Below are 16456 nucleotides of genomic sequence, written 5' to 3'. Positions count from 1 at the left end.
TGCCTTACAACTAACGCACTAATATTTTCAAGGAGTTTTCCATGTCCGAGGCTAAACAGGTTCACCCAGAGCGGCAACGTCGGGTGCGCTCTGCCCTACAGCTTTTTAGTATTTCTGCCTGGGTAACCGGTGTTTTCCTGCTTGTCTTAGTTACTCGTATGGTCTGTGAGTATCTTTTACATCTCGATATCCCGGCTTGGGCACACTACATTGGCCAGGTGCATGGTCTTTTCTACGCTTTATTCCTTCTTGCCACGCTTAATCTAGGTACTAAGGCGCTCTGGCCACCACAACGATGGCTTATGACCGCTATTAGTGGCGTAGTACCATTTCTAAGCTTTTATGTAGAGCGCCAACGCCGTAAAGAAGTTACCGCCGAGTTCCAACTAGCTCAGCAATAATCGGCACTAATTGCTTCAACGCCTTCCCACGATGTGAGAGGGCGTTCTTTTCATCACGATCAAGTTGTGCTGAACTACGATGCGTTCCGGCGCGGTCTTCCTCATCTGGAACAAATAGTGGATCATAACCAAATCCATTATTGCCTTGTAGCGTGCGAAGTATCCGGCCAGTCCATTGACCGGTTACCACATATTCTTGACCATCTGGAGTTACTAGTGCGCATACAGAAATAAAAGCTGCTTGGCGACGCTCATCAGGAACATCGCCTAATTGAGCTAAGAGAAGTTGATTATTAGCCGCATCATCTCCATGCTTTCCTGACCAACGAGCCGATAGTACTCCTGGCATACCGTTGAGTTCAGTCACGCTCAGTCCGGAATCATCTGCAATAGTAATAAGCCCGCTATGTGCTGCCCCAGCGCGTGCTTTAATCAATGCATTATCTGCGAATGTGCGTCCGTCTTCGGTCGGCTCACGATAAGGTTCTACCGCCGAAAGCGGCAGTAGTTCTACGTCGTTAAGCTGTGCTTTGCTAAGAATATCTTGTAATTCACGTAATTTTTTGGCGTTATTTGACGCAACTAAAAGTTTCATGCTCCTACCAACCCAATGCAGCTTTTTGCGCAACGATAAGCTCCCGACAACCTTTTTCGGCGAAATCAAGCATGCGCGCTAGCTGCTCACGATCAAACGTATTGTGTTCACCGGTACCCTGAATCTCAACAAATTTGCCAGATTCAGTCATAATGACATTCATATCTACCTCAGCACGTGAGTCTTCTTCATAAGGAAGATCCAGACATACCTGACCATCAATAAGCCCAACTGAGACTGCGGCAATAGGCGGCAGCAAGGGATTACCTGGTACTACCCCGGCAGCATTCAAATGAGCAATAGCATCAGCAAGTGCAACATAAGCACCGGTAATTGAAGCGGTGCGCGTTCCACCATCGGCTTGTAATACATCGCAATCAATATTGATAGTGTTTTCACCAAGTTGTTTAAGATCAACTGCCGCGCGCAAACTGCGTCCGATAAGGCGAGAGATCTCATGAGTACGACCTTTTACTTTTCCGCGCATTGACTCTCGTGGCATACGCTCATGAGTGGCAGCTGGAAGCATCGAATATTCAGCAGTAAGCCATCCTTCACCAGAATCTTTTTTAAACCGTGGTACACCATAATTCACGCTAGCGGTACACATCACCCGTGTGTTGCCAAATTCCACCAGTACGCTACCAGCAGGGTTAGTGGTAAAACCACGAGTGATTTTTACAGTGCGCATTTGATCGACTGCGCGATGGTCTTTCCGGCTAAAAGTATCTGTCATAAGGACTAAGCTTAGAGCTCAAAACTCATATCCGCACGTCCAATAATAATCTCACCGGTAAATTCTTCCTGTGCAGCCGCTATAGTTGCATCAAGGTCTGCCCATGGTGGAATATGCACTAATACCAGCTTGTTTACTCCAGCTAGGCGCGCAATCTTACCGGCTTCACCCCCAGATAAATGCATATTCTCTGCTTTACCTTCACTGCTTGCACCCCACGTAGCTTCGCAGAAAAAAATATCGGCGTCTTTCGCGCAGTCAATAAGCTCTTCGGTATACGAACTATCTCCCGAATAAGCCACTATCTGCTTCGTATGATGATCTTCAACCCGCAACGCATAAGTCTCAATGGGATGAATAACTGGATACGGAGTGATAGTCACTCCATCAATCATTTGCGGAACATGCGCTATCCAAGGCTCAAAGGCGAAAGTATCACTCATATCGTCAATTTCGTCGATACGCTCTGCGCTCATCCGACCCAAATGGACCGGCGAGTCTTTCGGCCCTACGCAAAAGTTTCGTCCCTGCGCTGCCCGCGTGGGATGGAAACGCCGCCATACCAATAACGAAGGAAAATCAGAGCAATGATCTGGATGCAAATGAGAAAGAACAACATGTGCCTGAGAGGGCTCAGCTACTTTCTCTAATTTAGCTAATACACCAGAACCAATATCCATAAGCACCGGAAGCCCACCGATAGGCTCAAGGAGATACCCCGATGCGGGATTATTAGGCTCTGGCAGACTTCCAGAACATCCAAGGATCGTCACCTTCATAGAGGACTAGTCTTCCATGGGTCTTGGCTCAATGAAACATTTTTGACGCCCGCTAGGTGAGAATTACACTTGGCCAAACTTTTCGACATGCGTCACATATGGATATAAAAATCGCTTAGCCAACTGCGTAAATAGTTCTGGATCACCTGTTGACTCAAAAACATGTACCGGCTCGGGGTTATTTTCTGGGGTAGCTAAAAGATCAATAGCGCTTAAATACTTCACCACATCTTTGGTGGCTTCCTCAGATGAGGACACCAAAGTTACTTGGTCGCCAATGGCTAACTGAATAACTCCGGTAAGCAACGGATAATGTGTACAACCAAGCACCAATGTATCTACCCCCGCAGCTTGCAGGGGTGCAACGTAATCTTTTGCAATGCCAAGAATCTGACGTCCCGTAGTAATACCGCGCTCAACAAAATCCACAAATTGCGGGCACGGCTGAGCATAAGCGTGAATCTGTGGATTCACTGCGAAGAGGTCTTGGTAGGCTCCTGATTTCACAGTTCCTTCAGTACCGATTACCCCAATTTTTCCATTTCGCGTGGTCGCTATGGCTCTACGCACTGCGGGTTGAATAACTTCGACCACCGGAACGTTATACCGTTCTCTAGCATCACGTAAACATGCTGCCGAAGCGGTATTACAAGCAATAACAAGCATTTTGCTTCCTCGCTCAACGAGCTCATCAGCAATAGCCAAAGCATGTTCACGTACCTGCGCAATCGGCAAAGAACCATACGGGCTATGTGCAGTATCACCAATGTAAATCACTGACTCATGTGGTAACTGCTGCATAATGGTCCGAGCGACGGTAAGTCCACCTACTCCGGAATCAAAGATACCAATCGGGGCACTCGGTGTGCGCATACTTAAAGCAGCTATATCTTCTGTATCCAATCCTGGAAGATCACATATATTCTGTGTTGTATTCACACTCACCTGTGTCCCTTACTAACGATGCAACTGCTTATTCGCCCGCTTTGCTTGAAGTGCTGGTGGATCATCAGAGGTAATAAAAGCACCTGCACCTAAACCACCTAGGGCACCAAAAAGATGAGCTTGCCAACTAATCCCTGGATCACCTGGTAGTACACCCCAAACTAGCCCACCATAAATAAAAGCCAACACAACGCCCAAGCCAACCTGAGAATAACTGCGGTTAAAAATACCGCGCACGACTAAATAGGCCAACCAACCGTAAATTAAACCCGAAGCACCAATGTGATTAGTGCCTATCCCACCAAATAACCAGGTACCTAAGCCACCGACTACTGCAGTAATAAGGGTAACTTCCCAAAAAACTCGCTTACCGGATAAACCAATAAGAAAACAAAAAATTGCCCCTGGCACCGAATTAGCAATCAGATGGGAAAAATCACCATGGATCAGTGGAGAGGTAAAAATATGCCACAACGAAGAAATATCAAGTGGATGGATACCAAAATAATGCAGGGCATAATCGAAGATCACAACATTAATGATCTGCACTATCCAGATCACAAAAAGATAGCCAAAAGCAAAGGCAAAGCCAGTGCGAAAACGTTGGCTTTTGGTTGCCTGAGCCGGTTGTGGGGCAGGATGCGGGTAGGGCATACCAAAACTTTGTTGTGTATAACTCATAATGCTTTATGATCCTAGCAGCTCAATTTCACTAAAGGCGGTCAAACCTAAACCTGGTTCAGCCCCAATAACAGCCGCAATAATTCCACGTGCCACTACCTGCGCAGCAGCTGCCGATAAGGCTTGCATCGTTGGTATATCCACCCCCGTACCATCACCGGTAGATAAACAAAACAGCGTATCTCCATCTAGTGGCGAATGTGCAGGTCGAACAGCTATCGCAATTCCATCATGTCCCACCATGGCCAAGCGCTTCGCTTGCGATTTAGTTACCGGAGCATTGGTAACAATCACACCAATGGTGGTGTTTAGCTTTGTTGGTAGTGCTGTTAGGGACATGAACTTCGCCAGATCCACGCCATAGTGCGGGTCTGCCCATAACCGCCCAGTATCCGGATCAACCACATTTCCTACTGGATTCGCAATCACCACTGCCGCTATAACATACTGTCCCACCTGCATCGCATACTGGCCACAACCGCCGCGTAATACGCCCGCAGTAGCCGCACAACCAGCACCTATCGAGGTACTAGCATTAAATAGGCTTTTCGACGCTTCTTTTTCTTCCTGCTTGTGCCCGGCAATTAACGCCGCTTGGGTAGCGTTATAACCATCAACAGCACCTGGACGATGAGTGGGATCGCCAACTAAAAGATCAAAAATCACCGCGCCAGGAACAATTGGCACAATTGGACCTGGTTTGTCTTTACCTAATACCGGAAAACCGACACCTGCTTCTTCTAAAGCCTGCATCACTCCATCTGCTGCGGCAAGACCATAGGCAGAACCACCCGATAGCAATACCGCATGAACTCTTTCTACCGTGTTATACGGTGCTAATAAATCAGTTTCTCTAGTACCAGGTCCGCCACCACGCACATCCACAGCGGCAATCGCTGATTCTTTTGTAAGAACTACTGTGCACCCAGTGTCTCCTAAGCTAGTATGCCCAATCGTAATTCCGGGTACGGCACTTATCCCTTGACGAGCGTCGAAAAGCTCACTGGTCATAGCTCTAGTTCACCCATCATGGCGGTTAAAAGGGATTCTTGATTATATCCCAACCAATCCACAAGGTTATCTCGATCTTCACTAGCTGATTCAGCACCATGAATATCGCTTGCGGTTAAATACAGTCGAATGTCGTTGATTGCAGCTAGCCAAGCATGCGCATCGGGTTCTTCTAGCTCCACATCCACCGAGCCATCGGGGCCAAGAGCATTAATCATAACCTGCAAATTATTTAGTTTTGCCCGCGTGATGTCATTTTCATGTAGGGAACGCAAAAGCGAATTATCGCCTTCATATTCCTCATCACCATCACGCTCAAAATCCGGTAGCAGCCGAGCCAGACCAGCATCGGTAGGTCCATCTTTATGTCCACTGGGCATTCCAGTTAATTCTGCTAGCTCATCTTTTGGCGCAGACTGCGCGCGCGCAATAAGTGCATTTGCAATAGTTGCAGCAAGATTACCGAGTATTTCTCGTTCAATAGGCTCTAGCGTGCAGTGGTAACGTGCACCGCGCATGAAGGACTTTTTCTTTTTCCATGCGTGCATGGTTATTTTTCTTCTTTCTCTATCCCGCTTGCTGCATCGTTGCCCATAGGCCTGCTGTATGCAACTTCTTTACATCGCCTTCGACTTTGTCTTTTTCGCCCGTGCTAACTACGGCCTTACCTTCAGTATGTACTTGCATCATTAGCTCAATGGCACGTTTTTTGTCGTAGCCCAAAATAGTTTGAAAGACATACGAGACATAACTCATAAGATTGACGGGATCGTCCCATACGATGCACATCCAGGGCAAGTTCTCGCTCGTGGCTACCTCAATTTCGACCTTTTCATCAAGGTCGGGGGCAGGCATCGCGCACTGAACTTCCCAAGCATCAACAAGGAAGGGGTGATTCTTCATAACGTTTAGCCTAGCGAGAAACAGCTAAGTTTTCCCGTACCGTTGCTGAATTCATTATTCTTATTTGTTATGTGGAAGATTTTTTCTGCGCTGAAATTGGATCGCCTGCTCACCACCAGCCCGCAAGACCTTATCAATGTTCTGGCGGCCATTATCGTTGTAGTGTCAGGAGTTTTAGCGGGTATTGCAGTTAATAACAGCGACAACGGCTCTTCTGAAACAGAAAAACCAGCACCTATTTATCCGCACTATCCATTAGAAAATTTCGCCGAGTCTTCTAGCATCCAGGCTGCATTAAATGAAGGCCTTTTACTGATGTATGCAGAAGCTGGACATGTTTCTTCTTTCGACCCCACCCTTGAAGATGAAGCACAAAGACTAGCCACCACCATGGCTACTTCCGGTCGGTTTATTGACGCTGCGGCAAACGCAACTACCCTGCGCGCCCGATTAAGTAACGACCAAGCCAGCGCCACCACCTTTTTAACGCAGTGGCGTAATGATCCAAGTAGCTGGGAACAACTGGCAAAAAATTCTTACTCCCACTATGGGATTGGCGTAGCTAGTGCAGCTGGTAATACATATGCTGTTATCCGGTTGAGTTAACCGCTCGTCGACTCATTCACTATAAGGTAGATAAAATGAATACCACTCGTGCATTTGCCTCCACGGCATTATTGACCGACATGTATGAACTCACCATGTTGCAATCTGCACTTGCCGATGGCACTGCCAACCGCCAATGCAGCTTTGAAGTTTTTTCCCGTCGGCTACCTAATGAACGCCGTTATGGCATTGTTGCCGGTACTGGGCGAGTACTTGAAGCCGTCGAAAATTTTGTGTTTAGCGAAGAACAACTCGCCATTCTTGATTTCCTTAATGAAGATACCAAGAATTATCTGCGTTCTTATCGTTTCCGCGGCCATATTGACGGCTATCGGGAAGGTGAACTCTATTTCCCGCACTCTCCTATTCTGACTGTGCGGGGTACTTTCGCCGAATGCGTTATTTTAGAAACGCTTATTTTATCAATTATGAATGCCGACTCGGCTATTGCTTCTGCAGCAGCCCGCATGGTTACCGCAGCTGATGGTCGTCCCCTGATCGAAATGGGTTCGAGGCGCACACATGAAATGTCAGCTGTTACAGCAGCACGTGCTGCTTATCTGGCAGGTTTTAGTGGTACCTCAAATATGGAGGCCATGTTTCGTTATGGCATTCCAGGTTCTGGTACTGCGGCACATGCTTGGACACTACTGCATGTCAATGATGACGGTTCGGCGAATGAGGAAGCAGCTTTCCGTTCGCAGGTAACAACCTGGGGCGTGGATACTACATTATTGGTTGATACTTATGACATCGCCAATGGGGTAAAGACAGCAGTAGAGGTAGCCGGTACTCAATTAGGGGCAGTGCGTATTGATTCTGGTGATTTAGGACCAATGACTCGACAAGTACGCCAGCAACTCGACGAACTAGGTGCATACAATACTCGTATTGTGGTCAGTTCCGATCTCGATGAATATGCCATCGCTGGTTTACGAGGTGATCCAGTAGACGCATTTGGGGTAGGCACGTCAGTAGTTACCGGTTCTGGTGCCCCTACTGCTTCTATGGTGTACAAATTAGTTGAGGTTGATGGCCATCCAGTGGCTAAACGATCCCGGAATAAGGATTCCATTGGTGGTACCAAGCGAGCTATTCGTACCCACCGGGCTACTGGCACAGCGGTCGAAGAAATTATTTTCCCCTTTGCCGAAGAAGCACCACATAGTGGGACGCTAGAATCGCGTGCACTTACTGTTGAGCTCATGCGTGATGGCAAGATTGTTCCAAACCTACCTACCTTGCATGAATCTCGGGAGTATCTTGCTCAACAACTTGTTACCTTGCCTTGGGAGGGACTTGCTTTAGGCAAGGGGGAGCCAGCAATTAGTACCCGTTTTCTGAATTTTCAACGTTCTTTCTAACTTTTATATGTTGCCTTCTATGATGGATTGTCTATGTATAACAGTCGCACCATCGAAAAGTACTGTCTATGAGCACTGATGCCCCGCTTAGTCATAGCACCACTGAATTACTTGCTGCAGCGGTAAAATCTTTGGGCGGGGCAACCCGCACCAATCAGGTGAGGATGGCAAAAGCGGTAACTCACGCTATAGAAGCTAAACGCCACCTGGCGGTGCAAGCAGGTACTGGTACTGGTAAATCTTTGGCGTATCTAGTTCCAGCTATTCGTCATGCTCAGGCCAGCGATTCCACAGTGATTGTTTCTACGGCTACTCTTGCGCTCCAACGTCAGCTTATTGAACGTGATCTGCCACGCCTAGCACAAGCATTAACGCCTGTGGTTAGTCGCCCACCAACCTTTGCCATTATGAAAGGCCGCGCCAATTATCTCTGCTTAAATAAACTTGGGATAAGTACCCGGTGGGATAATGAGGAGCAATTGCCTATCGACGAAGAGACCATCTCTTCGCTCGGTGCACATATCAAACGGGTATATCAATGGGCTGAAAAAACTTCTACCGGTGATAGAGATGACCTGGTACCAGGTGTTCCTGATAATGCTTGGCGGCAGGTCAGTGTCAATGCACAAGAATGTATTGGCGCTAGTCGTTGTCCTCATGGTGAGGATTGCTTTGCCGAGCAGACGCGAAGAAAAGCACGCGAAGTAGACATTGTGGTAACAAATCATGCACTTTTGGCCATCGATGCCTTATCTGAGGTCAATGTACTTCCGGAACATGATGTTGTAGTCGTCGATGAAGCGCATGAATTAGATGGACGGATTACTGCGGTCTCCACCAATGAAATTGGCTTATTAACATTAAAAATGTCGGCCACTCGTGCGAAAAAGCTTCAAGCGTCGAAACGCGATGAACGCCTCGTTGAGATTGCACAGGAGTGGGAAGACTCCATGGAGGCAGTCGATGAAGGGCGTCTGACTCATTTACCAGAGCAATTGGCCACCCAGCTTATTGCGCTGCGCGATGCATTATGGAGTCTAAAAAACGAGGTGTCTAGTGCACCTGAGGGTGAAGAGGCTAATGATCCCGAGCGTTTCGCTGAGCGACGTAGTTTGAGCAATCATCTCAGTGATCAGCATGACTCTATTGTGCGGATCCTGGAAGTTTTTAAAGAAACTGATCCCACCAAACAAACTGATGTGGTGTGGTTATCAAAAAATGAACGACAAGGGCTGCATCTTAAAGTCGCACCCCTTTCTATTGCTGGACTATTGCATACTCACCTTTTCCAAGAAAATACGGTGATTTTGACCTCTGCGACGTTAAGTATCGGAGGCAATTTTACTGCCTTGGCCGCTAGTTGGGGGCTACACAAAGGAAGCTGGGAGAGCCTTGATGTGGGAATGCCTTTTGATCCTAAAAAATCTGGCATTCTTTATACTCCCACTCATATTCCGATTCCTGGTCGTGATGGTTTAGCTAAAGAAACCCTCACCGAAATGTATGAGCTCATTATGGCTTCCGGTGGACGTACCCTCGGCTTATTTTCTTCTCGACGCGCAGCTTTACAGGCCAAAGAAGAACTTGGTTCGCGATTGCCTTTCGACGTTTATTGTCAAGGCGATGATGCTATTGGCACGCTCATTGAGAACTTTTCCAAAAATGAAAACTCTTGTCTTTTTGGCACGCTCACCTTATGGCAAGGAGTTGATGTGCCCGGTTCTGCATGTTCATTGGTAATTATGGATAAAATTCCATTCCCTCGTCCCGATGATCCGTTACTCCAAGCGAGAAAAGAAGCTGCTGACGCTCAAGGACGTAATGGTTTCATGGAGGTGGCAGCGACTCATGCAGCATTACTCATGGCACAAGGTGCTGGGCGTTTACTGCGTCAAACCACCGATAAGGGGGTGGTCGCAGTCATGGATAAACGGCTCGTCGAAAAGCGCTATGGTACTTTTTTACTTAACTCGATGCCAGACTTTTGGCGCACCACTGATCCACGAGTAGTTACTGCTGCGCTCAAGCGGCTAGTTCAGGGATAAGCAATAGCACATACTGTTGCCGAATTGGGCGCGACCTCGGTAAAACCAGCATCCCGGACAACCACCGCATCAGTGCGCTGAACATAAGTATGGAAATCGGCGGTATCAAGCTCATACACATTAAGAAAGAAATCTTGCTGCACCCAAGCGTATACATCATTCCAACTCATTTGCGCCGCCAATAGCATTGAAGCATGGCCCACTTGAGCGGCGGTTTTTCCGGCAGTCATACCCAAGCCACGATCTACAATAAGTGCTGGACAACTAGTATCAATAGGTGCTATCGAGGCTAGAGCAAGATCAGTACCGCGAATTTGTAACTTTTTAAGCTCTGCTGGAATGCGGTGCACTGCGCTAGGAACAAATGCCCGTGCTTGTGCTTCATTATGCGTTGCGGTAACTCCTGATAACGGCTGTACATTATCCCAAGCAGAATTGCGTGCTCGCCTAGCTACCTTGCGAATCCGGTGGCGATACCACATGTCCAGTGCCTGCGCATATGCACTATCAGTACCAGCACGTGGATCTAGGCACACCGCAAGCACTGCTTTTGCCGTGGCGGCAAGTATATCAGTGCTTGCCGGTGGATCATTTTTAGGAACATGCATAGCAATCTGCATTGCTTGGATGGTTTCTGGAATGGCTTTATCTTCTGGGTCATTTTCCCATGAGCGCTGCGCACATGCTGTTACTAGGCGATCATAAGCACAACGTATTGCTGCTAGATCAGCTACATCCCGTGTATTGTTCGCTACCATGCTGCCTAGTTTTCCTATCCAATAAGTGGGGTGCGTGGATATAGTTCCCCGGCTTGCTCATCGGCAGTCTCAATTTCTTGGCGGGTAATACCTAACATGTGCAGCACTTCATCCAAGAAAGGTGAGTTAACCGAAGTATCAGCAACATCACGCAAGGCCGGCTTTGCATTAAAAGCAACCCCTAGTCCCGCTGCGGAAATCATATCAATATCGTTAGCACCATCTCCGACGGCGACAGTTTGATGCATCTGTAAACCAGAATCAGCGGCAAACTCTGCTAATAGCTCTGCTTTTGCTACCCTATCGACGATTTTTCCAATAACACGGCCAGTTAATTTTCCGTCAACAATTTCTAAAACATTGGCACGCACATAATCTAGTTCGAGTTCTTCGGCCAGTCCAGAAAGAACTTGAATGAAACCGCCAGAGACTACCGCTGTTTTAAAACCTAAGCGCTTTAAGGTGCGAATAGTTGTGCGTGCTCCTGGGGTGAGCTTAATTTCACGGGAAACCTTATCAATAACGCTTGCATCTAATCCAGCAAGTGCTCTAACCCGCTCGCGTAGCGATTCCTCAAAATCTAACTCGCCACGCATAGCCCGTTCGGTAACTAAGGCGACTTCTTCTTCCCGTCCGGCATAGGCGGCAAGCATTTCAATAACTTCACCAGTAATCAAGGTGGAATCGCAATCAAAACAAATAAGCCGTTTGGATCTGCGGAGTAAACCAGCACGTTCAATAGCGATATCTATCCCAAGTTCTTGGGTGAGACCAGCTAGGGCTTTACGCAATGGTACTGCTCCACCAGGAGTTGAATCAGCCACGGTTACTTTTAACTCCAGTCCAGTCACCGGATAATCAGCAATACCACGAATAGTGTCAATATTGGCACCATAATCGGCAAGGGTTTGTCCAATACGCGAAATATCTCTTGCGGTAATAGGATCACCTAAAAGAACAATTTCATGAGTTGAACGCGGGCGAGAAGATAAAGCGGTTTCTTGTTTTTCTACGCTCACGCTCATCCCATGTAAATTCATGGTTTCTTCGAGTCGTTCAACAAGCTCTGAGTAACGGACCGGATCAATTCCAACGAAGGCCGCTAGGGAGAGATATCCTCTAAATTGCGACTGTTCTACATCCAGTACTTGAACATCATTTATGGCTAAAACATGGAAAAAGACAGCGGTTACTCCAGGATGGTCGGTACCGGAGATGGTTACTACTGCCGGGAAAAGCCCTTTGGCTAAAGTTACACTAGGCTGTGAAGCTAAATTCGTGGTCACGTGCTCTATCTTTACATGAATTTTTAAATAAGTTGAAACCTTGTTAGTTCCTGCTCATAACAAATGTTGGTATAGCAAAAGCGACCGGGTTTATCGTTAATACTGCAAACCCGGTCGCTATTTTAATAGTCAGCAAGAAATAATCTTGTTATAAAAGATCCGCCTATTCTGGCTTTTTAGTCACTGGTTCAGTGTGGTGACCAACGTGTGCTTCTCGGCGCATGCGTTCCACCATGTGTGGGTGGTGCAATTCGAAAGCAGGACGTTCCGAACGAATCCGTGGAATAGCAGTGAAGTTGTGCCGTGGTGGTGGGCAGGAGGTAGCCCACTCTAAGGAGTTACCATAACCCCATGGGTCATCCACAGTAACGATTTCACCGTAACGCCAGGATTTAAATACATTCCAAATGAGTGGGATAACCGACATGCCTAGCAAGAAGGAGAAGACGGTAGAGATCTGGTTGTAAATGGTAAAACCATCGGTTTCTAGATAGTCAGCGTAACGACGTGGCATACCCATATTGCCTACCCAGTGCTGAACCAGGAAGGTACCGTGGAAACCGATGAAAGTAAGCCAGAAGTGAACTTTACCTAGGCGTTCATCCAACATACGACCGGTCATCTTAGGGAACCAGTAGTACAAGCCTGCACAGGAAGCAAATACCAAGGTACCGAAGAGGGTGTAGTGGAAGTGTGCGATCAAGAAATAAGACTCAGAGATGTGGAAATCCAATGGTGGGGAAGCCAACATAATGCCGGTCAGACCACCAAAGAGGAAGGTAACTAAGAAACCTACTGCCCATAGCATTGGGGTTTCCCAAGTGATGTGTCCACGCCACATAGTGCCCAACCAGTTAAAGAATTTCACACCGGTAGGAACCGAAATGAGGAAGGTCATAAAGGAGAAGAAAGGCAGCAAGATAGCGCCGGTAACGAACATATGGTGTGCCCACACTGCCATGGAAAGAGTACCGATGGACAAAGTAGCAAAAACCAGACCGATATAGCCGAACATTGGTTTGCGGCTAAAGACCGGCAAGATCTCAGATACGATGCCAAAAAATGGTAGCGCCAGAACATATACCTCGGGGTGCCCGAAGAACCAGAAGAGATGCTGCCACAAAACGGCACCGCCATTGCCTGGATCATAAATATGTCCACCGAGTTTACGGTCATAGAGCACGCCTAGCGCAGCTGCGGTAAGCAATGGGAAGATCATCAGCACAATAATTGATGCCACGAAGATGTTCCAGCAGAAAATTGGCATGCGGAACATGGTCATACCTGGTGCGCGCAGACACAGCAAGGTAGTAATCATATTAATTGCAGAAGCAATCGTACCCACGCCAGTTGCACCCACACCGACGATCCAGAAATCAGAGCCAATACCTGGCGAGTGGATGCTATCTGCCAGTGGCAGATACATTGTCCAGCCGAAATCGGCAGCGCCACCAGGAGTGAAGAAGCCGGCCAACATAGCAACAATACCGATCTGGGTAATCCAGAAACCAAATGCATTCAACCGTGGGAAGGCAACATCAGGAGCACCAATTTGCAAAGGCAGAATGTAGTTTGCAAAACCCCATACAATTGGGGTTCCGAATGCCAGCAACATCACGGTTCCATGCAAAGTAAACAACTGGTTGAATTGCTCGTTAGATAAGAATTGCAACCCAGGTGTAAAAAGCTCAGCACGGATAAGCAAAGCCATCAGGCCGCCAACAAAAAACCAGATGAATGACATCACGATGTACATGATGCCAAGTAGTTTATGGTCGGTCGTGGTCAGCATTTGCCATGCCAAAGAACCTTTACGGCCATGCCCAGCGGGTGCGGGCCTAGTAGGCGCGGAGTAATTCTCCTGCCTTGGCGCCACAGCGGTCATACGTTCCTCCTGACTATTGGGACATTATGCGCATGCATGAAAATCGGTTAGGAATATGCACACAGAAAAATATCCGAAAATTACACTGCTTTATCTTAAGTCAGTGTGAAAATTCATACCAGCTTCCTAAAAGACCGGCTTAGTAACAATCTATCCTGTTCAACGGGTATAAAATGACTATTTTTTCAACCATACTGCGTTAACACGCACGAATACCCTGTTTAATGATAAAAACCCCCAACTGGGAGTGATCTCTGCCATAGTTTTTTAGGCAACTTTTTAACGAAAACACCTTTTTTCTAGGGGTTCACTTCCCCCAACAGATATCAATCCAAAGGATGAACCAGATGTCATTTCAGGCTTCAAAACCCTTAATCGCCAATAATAATCGGCTCCCCGTAGACGCCATCTACAAAGGAGCCGATAATTACTAACTTTTCCTAGTCACATTAATAAATATGACTAATACCGATAAATAAACTAGAAATCCCAGTCACCATCAGTAGTATTCTCAGCCTTACCAATCACATACGAAGAACCTGATCCCGAGAAGAAGTCATGATTTTCATCAGCATTTGGTGACAAAGCAGAAAGAATTGCCGGCGAAACCCGACACTCATCCGCCGGGAAAAGCCCTTCATAACCAAGATTATTCAGTGCTTTATTAGCGTTATAACGAAGGAACCGCTTAACGTCTTCTGTCCAGCCTAAATCGTCGTAAAGATCCTCGGTGTACTGGATTTCATTCTCATAGAGATCATAAAGCAAATCAAAGGTATATTCCTTTAACTCTTCGCGACGCTCGGCAGTTTCAGCAAGCAAACCTTGCTGATACTTATAACCGATGTAATAACCATGTACCGCCTCATCACGAATGATTAGTCGGATAATATCAGCAGTATTTGTTAGCTTCGCATGGCTTGACCAGTACATTGGCAAATAAAAACCAGAGTAGAAAAGGAAAGACTCCAATAAAGTAGAAGCCACTTTGCGCTTTAATGGATCATCACCTTCATAGTAAGAAAGAACAATCTTTGCTTTACGCTGTAGATTCTCATTTTCTTCACTCCATCTAAAGGCCTCATTGATTTCTTTAGTAGAAGCAAGCGTCATAAAGATATTGGAGTAACTCTTTGCATGCACAGACTCCATGAACGCAATATTGGTATACACTGCTTCTTCATGCATGGTCTGCGCATCCGGAAGCATAGAGACCGCCCCCACAGTGCCCTGGATAGTATCAAGCAAAGTCAAACCAGTAAACACTCGCATAGTGGTCTGCTTTTCCAGGTCATTTAAAGTGCCCCAGCTCTTAATATCATTAGACACTGGCACTTTTTCTGGCAACCAGAAATTACCGGTCAAGCGATCCCAAACTTCTAGATCTTTTTCATCAGGAATGGTGTTCCAGTTAATTGCGCTGACTGGTTTTTCATGCGATTGCAGATACTCATCGTATGCGGACACAGGTTTTTACTCCTCAAAATTGGGGAAAGAAAAGATGGAAAATAAAAATGATTATGGGAGATCGTCTCAGTCCTAATATCGAATTAGTTTACCCAGTTTTTCCTCCTTACGCGAAGCCACTAAAAATATTCCAAATCGAGATACCGCCTTAAAAATAGACATTTATTCATCCAGAAAAATATGTCTGCAGCAACTTTTAACCAGGGTGTCACCCTCACATCTAAAAGCTTGCCCACAGTACATTTTGTTAAATGCATCACATAGGGATCATGCTGGGCAGATTAGGCTTGCACAACTAAAGCTAACCTAAAAAATTTCACTTTTTTAAAAAGAAACTAAGGAAAAAATATGTTTTACCATGAAGTTCTAATCAGTACCTATTAAAAACAATTAGATGATCATATTGCCTTATGTAAGGCAACCCCTAGAAAAAAGATTAGTTAAGCTGGGCTAACTTAAGCTGCGAACTAGTTTAAAGACTTCTAAGCTCGGTGTCATGAGCATCAATGAAAAGCTAGCTACAGCACTAAACAATCAGGTAACCGCAGAACTCGAAGCCGCAATGGTTTATCTTCAGCTCTCTTATATCCTCGACGATCTCTCCCTAGTAGGTATGAGCCGTTGGATGCAGAAGCAACATGAAGAAGAACTAGAGCACGCTGCCGCTTTCTCTCAGCACCTTCTCGACCGCGATTACACTCCACAGATCGGTGACATCGCTCCACCAAAGCTAGATGTTTCCTCCGCAATCGACGCTTTCGAGGCTTCTCTTGCTCACGAGCAAAAAGTCACTGGCCTTATCCGCGAGCTTGCTGACATCTCCGCTTCGGTTAAAGACTATGACTCCCGCCCACTTATCGATCGTTTCCTAGAGGAGCAGATCGAAGAAGAGTCTTCAGTAAAAGAAATTCTCGATCGTCTCCGCATGGCAGATACCGGATCCGGAATCTTACGTATCGACGCTGAACTCGGCGAGCGCTAAGTCTTCAAAGAC

General features: G+C 46.7%; 17 protein-coding genes. 5 read left to right on the top strand and 12 right to left on the bottom strand.

Annotated features, from left to right (window positions below):
• The first annotated feature begins 41 nt into the window (after positions 1-41).
• Positions 42-401, top strand: a complete 360-nt coding sequence (locus tag UL82_RS03055) for a DUF3817 domain-containing protein (RefSeq protein ID WP_046438964.1) — start codon at positions 42-44, stop codon at positions 399-401.
• Here UL82_RS03055 and rdgB read toward each other — a convergent pair.
• The 8 genes from rdgB to clpS all read right to left on the bottom strand — a co-directional run bounded on the left by rdgB (position 370) and on the right by clpS (position 6051).
• A complete protein-coding gene (gene rdgB, locus UL82_RS03050; protein WP_046438963.1) occupies positions 370-996 on the bottom strand; it encodes an RdgB/HAM1 family non-canonical purine NTP pyrophosphatase in 627 nt (208 codons plus the stop codon). The genes UL82_RS03055 and rdgB overlap by 32 nt on opposite strands.
• Before the next feature lie 4 nt (positions 997-1000).
• Complete coding sequence (gene rph, locus UL82_RS03045) at positions 1001-1732, bottom strand: ribonuclease PH (RefSeq protein WP_046438962.1); 732 nt, start codon at positions 1730-1732, stop codon at positions 1001-1003.
• Between the two features lie 11 nt (positions 1733-1743).
• On the bottom strand, positions 1744-2511 hold the full coding sequence (locus tag UL82_RS03040; protein ID WP_046438961.1) for an MBL fold metallo-hydrolase: 768 nt from the start codon (positions 2509-2511) through the stop codon (positions 1744-1746).
• 63 nt (positions 2512-2574) lie between these two features.
• A complete protein-coding gene (murI, locus tag UL82_RS03035; protein ID WP_083966495.1) occupies positions 2575-3384 on the bottom strand; it encodes a glutamate racemase in 810 nt (269 codons plus the stop codon).
• A gap of 84 nt (positions 3385-3468) precedes the next feature.
• A complete protein-coding gene (locus UL82_RS03030; protein WP_046441128.1) occupies positions 3469-4110 on the bottom strand; it encodes a rhomboid family intramembrane serine protease in 642 nt (213 codons plus the stop codon).
• A gap of 33 nt (positions 4111-4143) precedes the next feature.
• Complete coding sequence (locus tag UL82_RS03025) at positions 4144-5148, bottom strand: P1 family peptidase (RefSeq protein ID WP_046438960.1); 1005 nt, start codon at positions 5146-5148, stop codon at positions 4144-4146.
• Positions 5145-5696 carry a DUF2017 domain-containing protein gene (locus tag UL82_RS03020; protein WP_046438959.1) on the bottom strand — a complete coding sequence of 184 codons (552 nt, stop codon included), beginning with the start codon at positions 5694-5696 and terminating at the stop codon, positions 5145-5147. The genes UL82_RS03025 and UL82_RS03020 overlap by 4 nt, the downstream gene beginning before the upstream one ends.
• A 19-nt stretch (positions 5697-5715) precedes the next feature.
• Complete coding sequence (gene clpS / locus UL82_RS03015; RefSeq protein ID WP_395923192.1) at positions 5716-6051, bottom strand: ATP-dependent Clp protease adapter ClpS; 336 nt, start codon at positions 6049-6051, stop codon at positions 5716-5718.
• 69 nt (positions 6052-6120) lie between these two features.
• On the opposite strand from clpS, the gene UL82_RS03010 reads away from it, so the two are divergent.
• The 3 genes from UL82_RS03010 to UL82_RS03000 all read left to right on the top strand — a co-directional run bounded on the left by UL82_RS03010 (position 6121) and on the right by UL82_RS03000 (position 10066).
• Positions 6121-6657, top strand: coding sequence for a CAP domain-containing protein (locus UL82_RS03010; RefSeq protein ID WP_126363820.1), 537 nt, complete (start codon positions 6121-6123; stop codon positions 6655-6657).
• Positions 6658-6692: 35 nt separating this feature from the next.
• Complete coding sequence (locus tag UL82_RS03005; RefSeq protein ID WP_046438957.1) at positions 6693-8021, top strand: nicotinate phosphoribosyltransferase; 1329 nt, start codon at positions 6693-6695, stop codon at positions 8019-8021.
• Between the two features lie 68 nt (positions 8022-8089).
• Entirely contained in the window at positions 8090-10066 is a 1977-nt protein-coding gene (locus UL82_RS03000; RefSeq protein ID WP_046438956.1) for an ATP-dependent DNA helicase, read from the top strand.
• Here the strand turns inward: UL82_RS03000 and UL82_RS02995 are convergent.
• The 4 genes from UL82_RS02995 to nrdF form a co-directional block, all read right to left on the bottom strand.
• Positions 10057-10824, bottom strand: coding sequence for an aminoacyl-tRNA hydrolase (locus UL82_RS02995; RefSeq protein ID WP_046438955.1), 768 nt, complete (start codon positions 10822-10824; stop codon positions 10057-10059). The genes UL82_RS03000 and UL82_RS02995 overlap by 10 nt on opposite strands.
• Before the next feature lie 14 nt (positions 10825-10838).
• Positions 10839-12110: a phosphoserine phosphatase SerB gene (serB, locus tag UL82_RS02990; protein ID WP_083966397.1), complete on the bottom strand. Its 1272-nt coding sequence runs from the start codon at positions 12108-12110 to the stop codon at positions 10839-10841.
• A gap of 163 nt (positions 12111-12273) precedes the next feature.
• Positions 12274-13995 carry an aa3-type cytochrome oxidase subunit I gene (gene ctaD / locus UL82_RS02985; RefSeq protein WP_046438953.1) on the bottom strand — a complete coding sequence of 574 codons (1722 nt, stop codon included), beginning with the start codon at positions 13993-13995 and terminating at the stop codon, positions 12274-12276.
• Between the two features lie 480 nt (positions 13996-14475).
• On the bottom strand, positions 14476-15462 hold the full coding sequence (nrdF, locus tag UL82_RS02980; protein WP_046438952.1) for a class 1b ribonucleoside-diphosphate reductase subunit beta: 987 nt from the start codon (positions 15460-15462) through the stop codon (positions 14476-14478).
• A gap of 496 nt (positions 15463-15958) precedes the next feature.
• Between nrdF and UL82_RS02975 the strand changes: the two genes are divergently transcribed.
• A complete protein-coding gene (locus UL82_RS02975) occupies positions 15959-16444 on the top strand; it encodes a ferritin (RefSeq protein ID WP_046438951.1) in 486 nt (161 codons plus the stop codon).
• Positions 16445-16456 lie beyond the last annotated feature (12 nt).

The sequence above is a fragment of the Corynebacterium kutscheri genome (genome assembly GCF_000980835.1).
Taxonomy (GTDB): domain Bacteria; phylum Actinomycetota; class Actinomycetes; order Mycobacteriales; family Mycobacteriaceae; genus Corynebacterium; species Corynebacterium kutscheri.
The sequence above is the reverse complement of the archived record's forward strand: the minus strand, read 5'-3'. Positions and strand labels throughout refer to the sequence as shown.

Excerpts from the sequence above, each read along its gene's own strand:
- UL82_RS03055 (WP_046438964.1), top strand. The coding sequence starts at position 42 with ATGTCCGAGGCTAAACAGGTTCACCCAGAGCGGCAACGTCGGGTGCGC.
- rdgB (WP_046438963.1), bottom strand. The coding sequence starts at position 996 with ATGAAACTTTTAGTTGCGTCAAATAACGCCAAAAAATTACGTGAATTA.
- rph (WP_046438962.1), bottom strand. The coding sequence starts at position 1,732 with ATGACAGATACTTTTAGCCGGAAAGACCATCGCGCAGTCGATCAAATG.
- UL82_RS03040 (WP_046438961.1), bottom strand. The coding sequence starts at position 2,511 with ATGAAGGTGACGATCCTTGGATGTTCTGGAAGTCTGCCAGAGCCTAAT.
- murI (WP_083966495.1), bottom strand. The coding sequence starts at position 3,384 with ATGCGCACACCGAGTGCCCCGATTGGTATCTTTGATTCCGGAGTAGGT.
- UL82_RS03030 (WP_046441128.1), bottom strand. The coding sequence starts at position 4,110 with ATGCCCTACCCGCATCCTGCCCCACAACCGGCTCAGGCAACCAAAAGC.
- UL82_RS03025 (WP_046438960.1), bottom strand. The coding sequence starts at position 5,148 with ATGACCAGTGAGCTTTTCGACGCTCGTCAAGGGATAAGTGCCGTACCC.
- UL82_RS03020 (WP_046438959.1), bottom strand. The coding sequence starts at position 5,696 with ATGCACGCATGGAAAAAGAAAAAGTCCTTCATGCGCGGTGCACGTTAC.
- clpS (WP_395923192.1), bottom strand. The coding sequence starts at position 6,051 with ATGAAGAATCACCCCTTCCTTGTTGATGCTTGGGAAGTTCAGTGCGCG.
- UL82_RS03010 (WP_126363820.1), top strand. The coding sequence starts at position 6,121 with ATGTGGAAGATTTTTTCTGCGCTGAAATTGGATCGCCTGCTCACCACC.
- UL82_RS03005 (WP_046438957.1), top strand. The coding sequence starts at position 6,693 with ATGAATACCACTCGTGCATTTGCCTCCACGGCATTATTGACCGACATG.
- UL82_RS03000 (WP_046438956.1), top strand. The coding sequence starts at position 8,090 with ATGAGCACTGATGCCCCGCTTAGTCATAGCACCACTGAATTACTTGCT.
- UL82_RS02995 (WP_046438955.1), bottom strand. The coding sequence starts at position 10,824 with ATGGTAGCGAACAATACACGGGATGTAGCTGATCTAGCAGCAATACGT.
- ctaD (WP_046438953.1), bottom strand. The coding sequence starts at position 13,995 with ATGACCGCTGTGGCGCCAAGGCAGGAGAATTACTCCGCGCCTACTAGG.
- UL82_RS02975 (WP_046438951.1), top strand. The coding sequence starts at position 15,959 with ATGAGCATCAATGAAAAGCTAGCTACAGCACTAAACAATCAGGTAACC.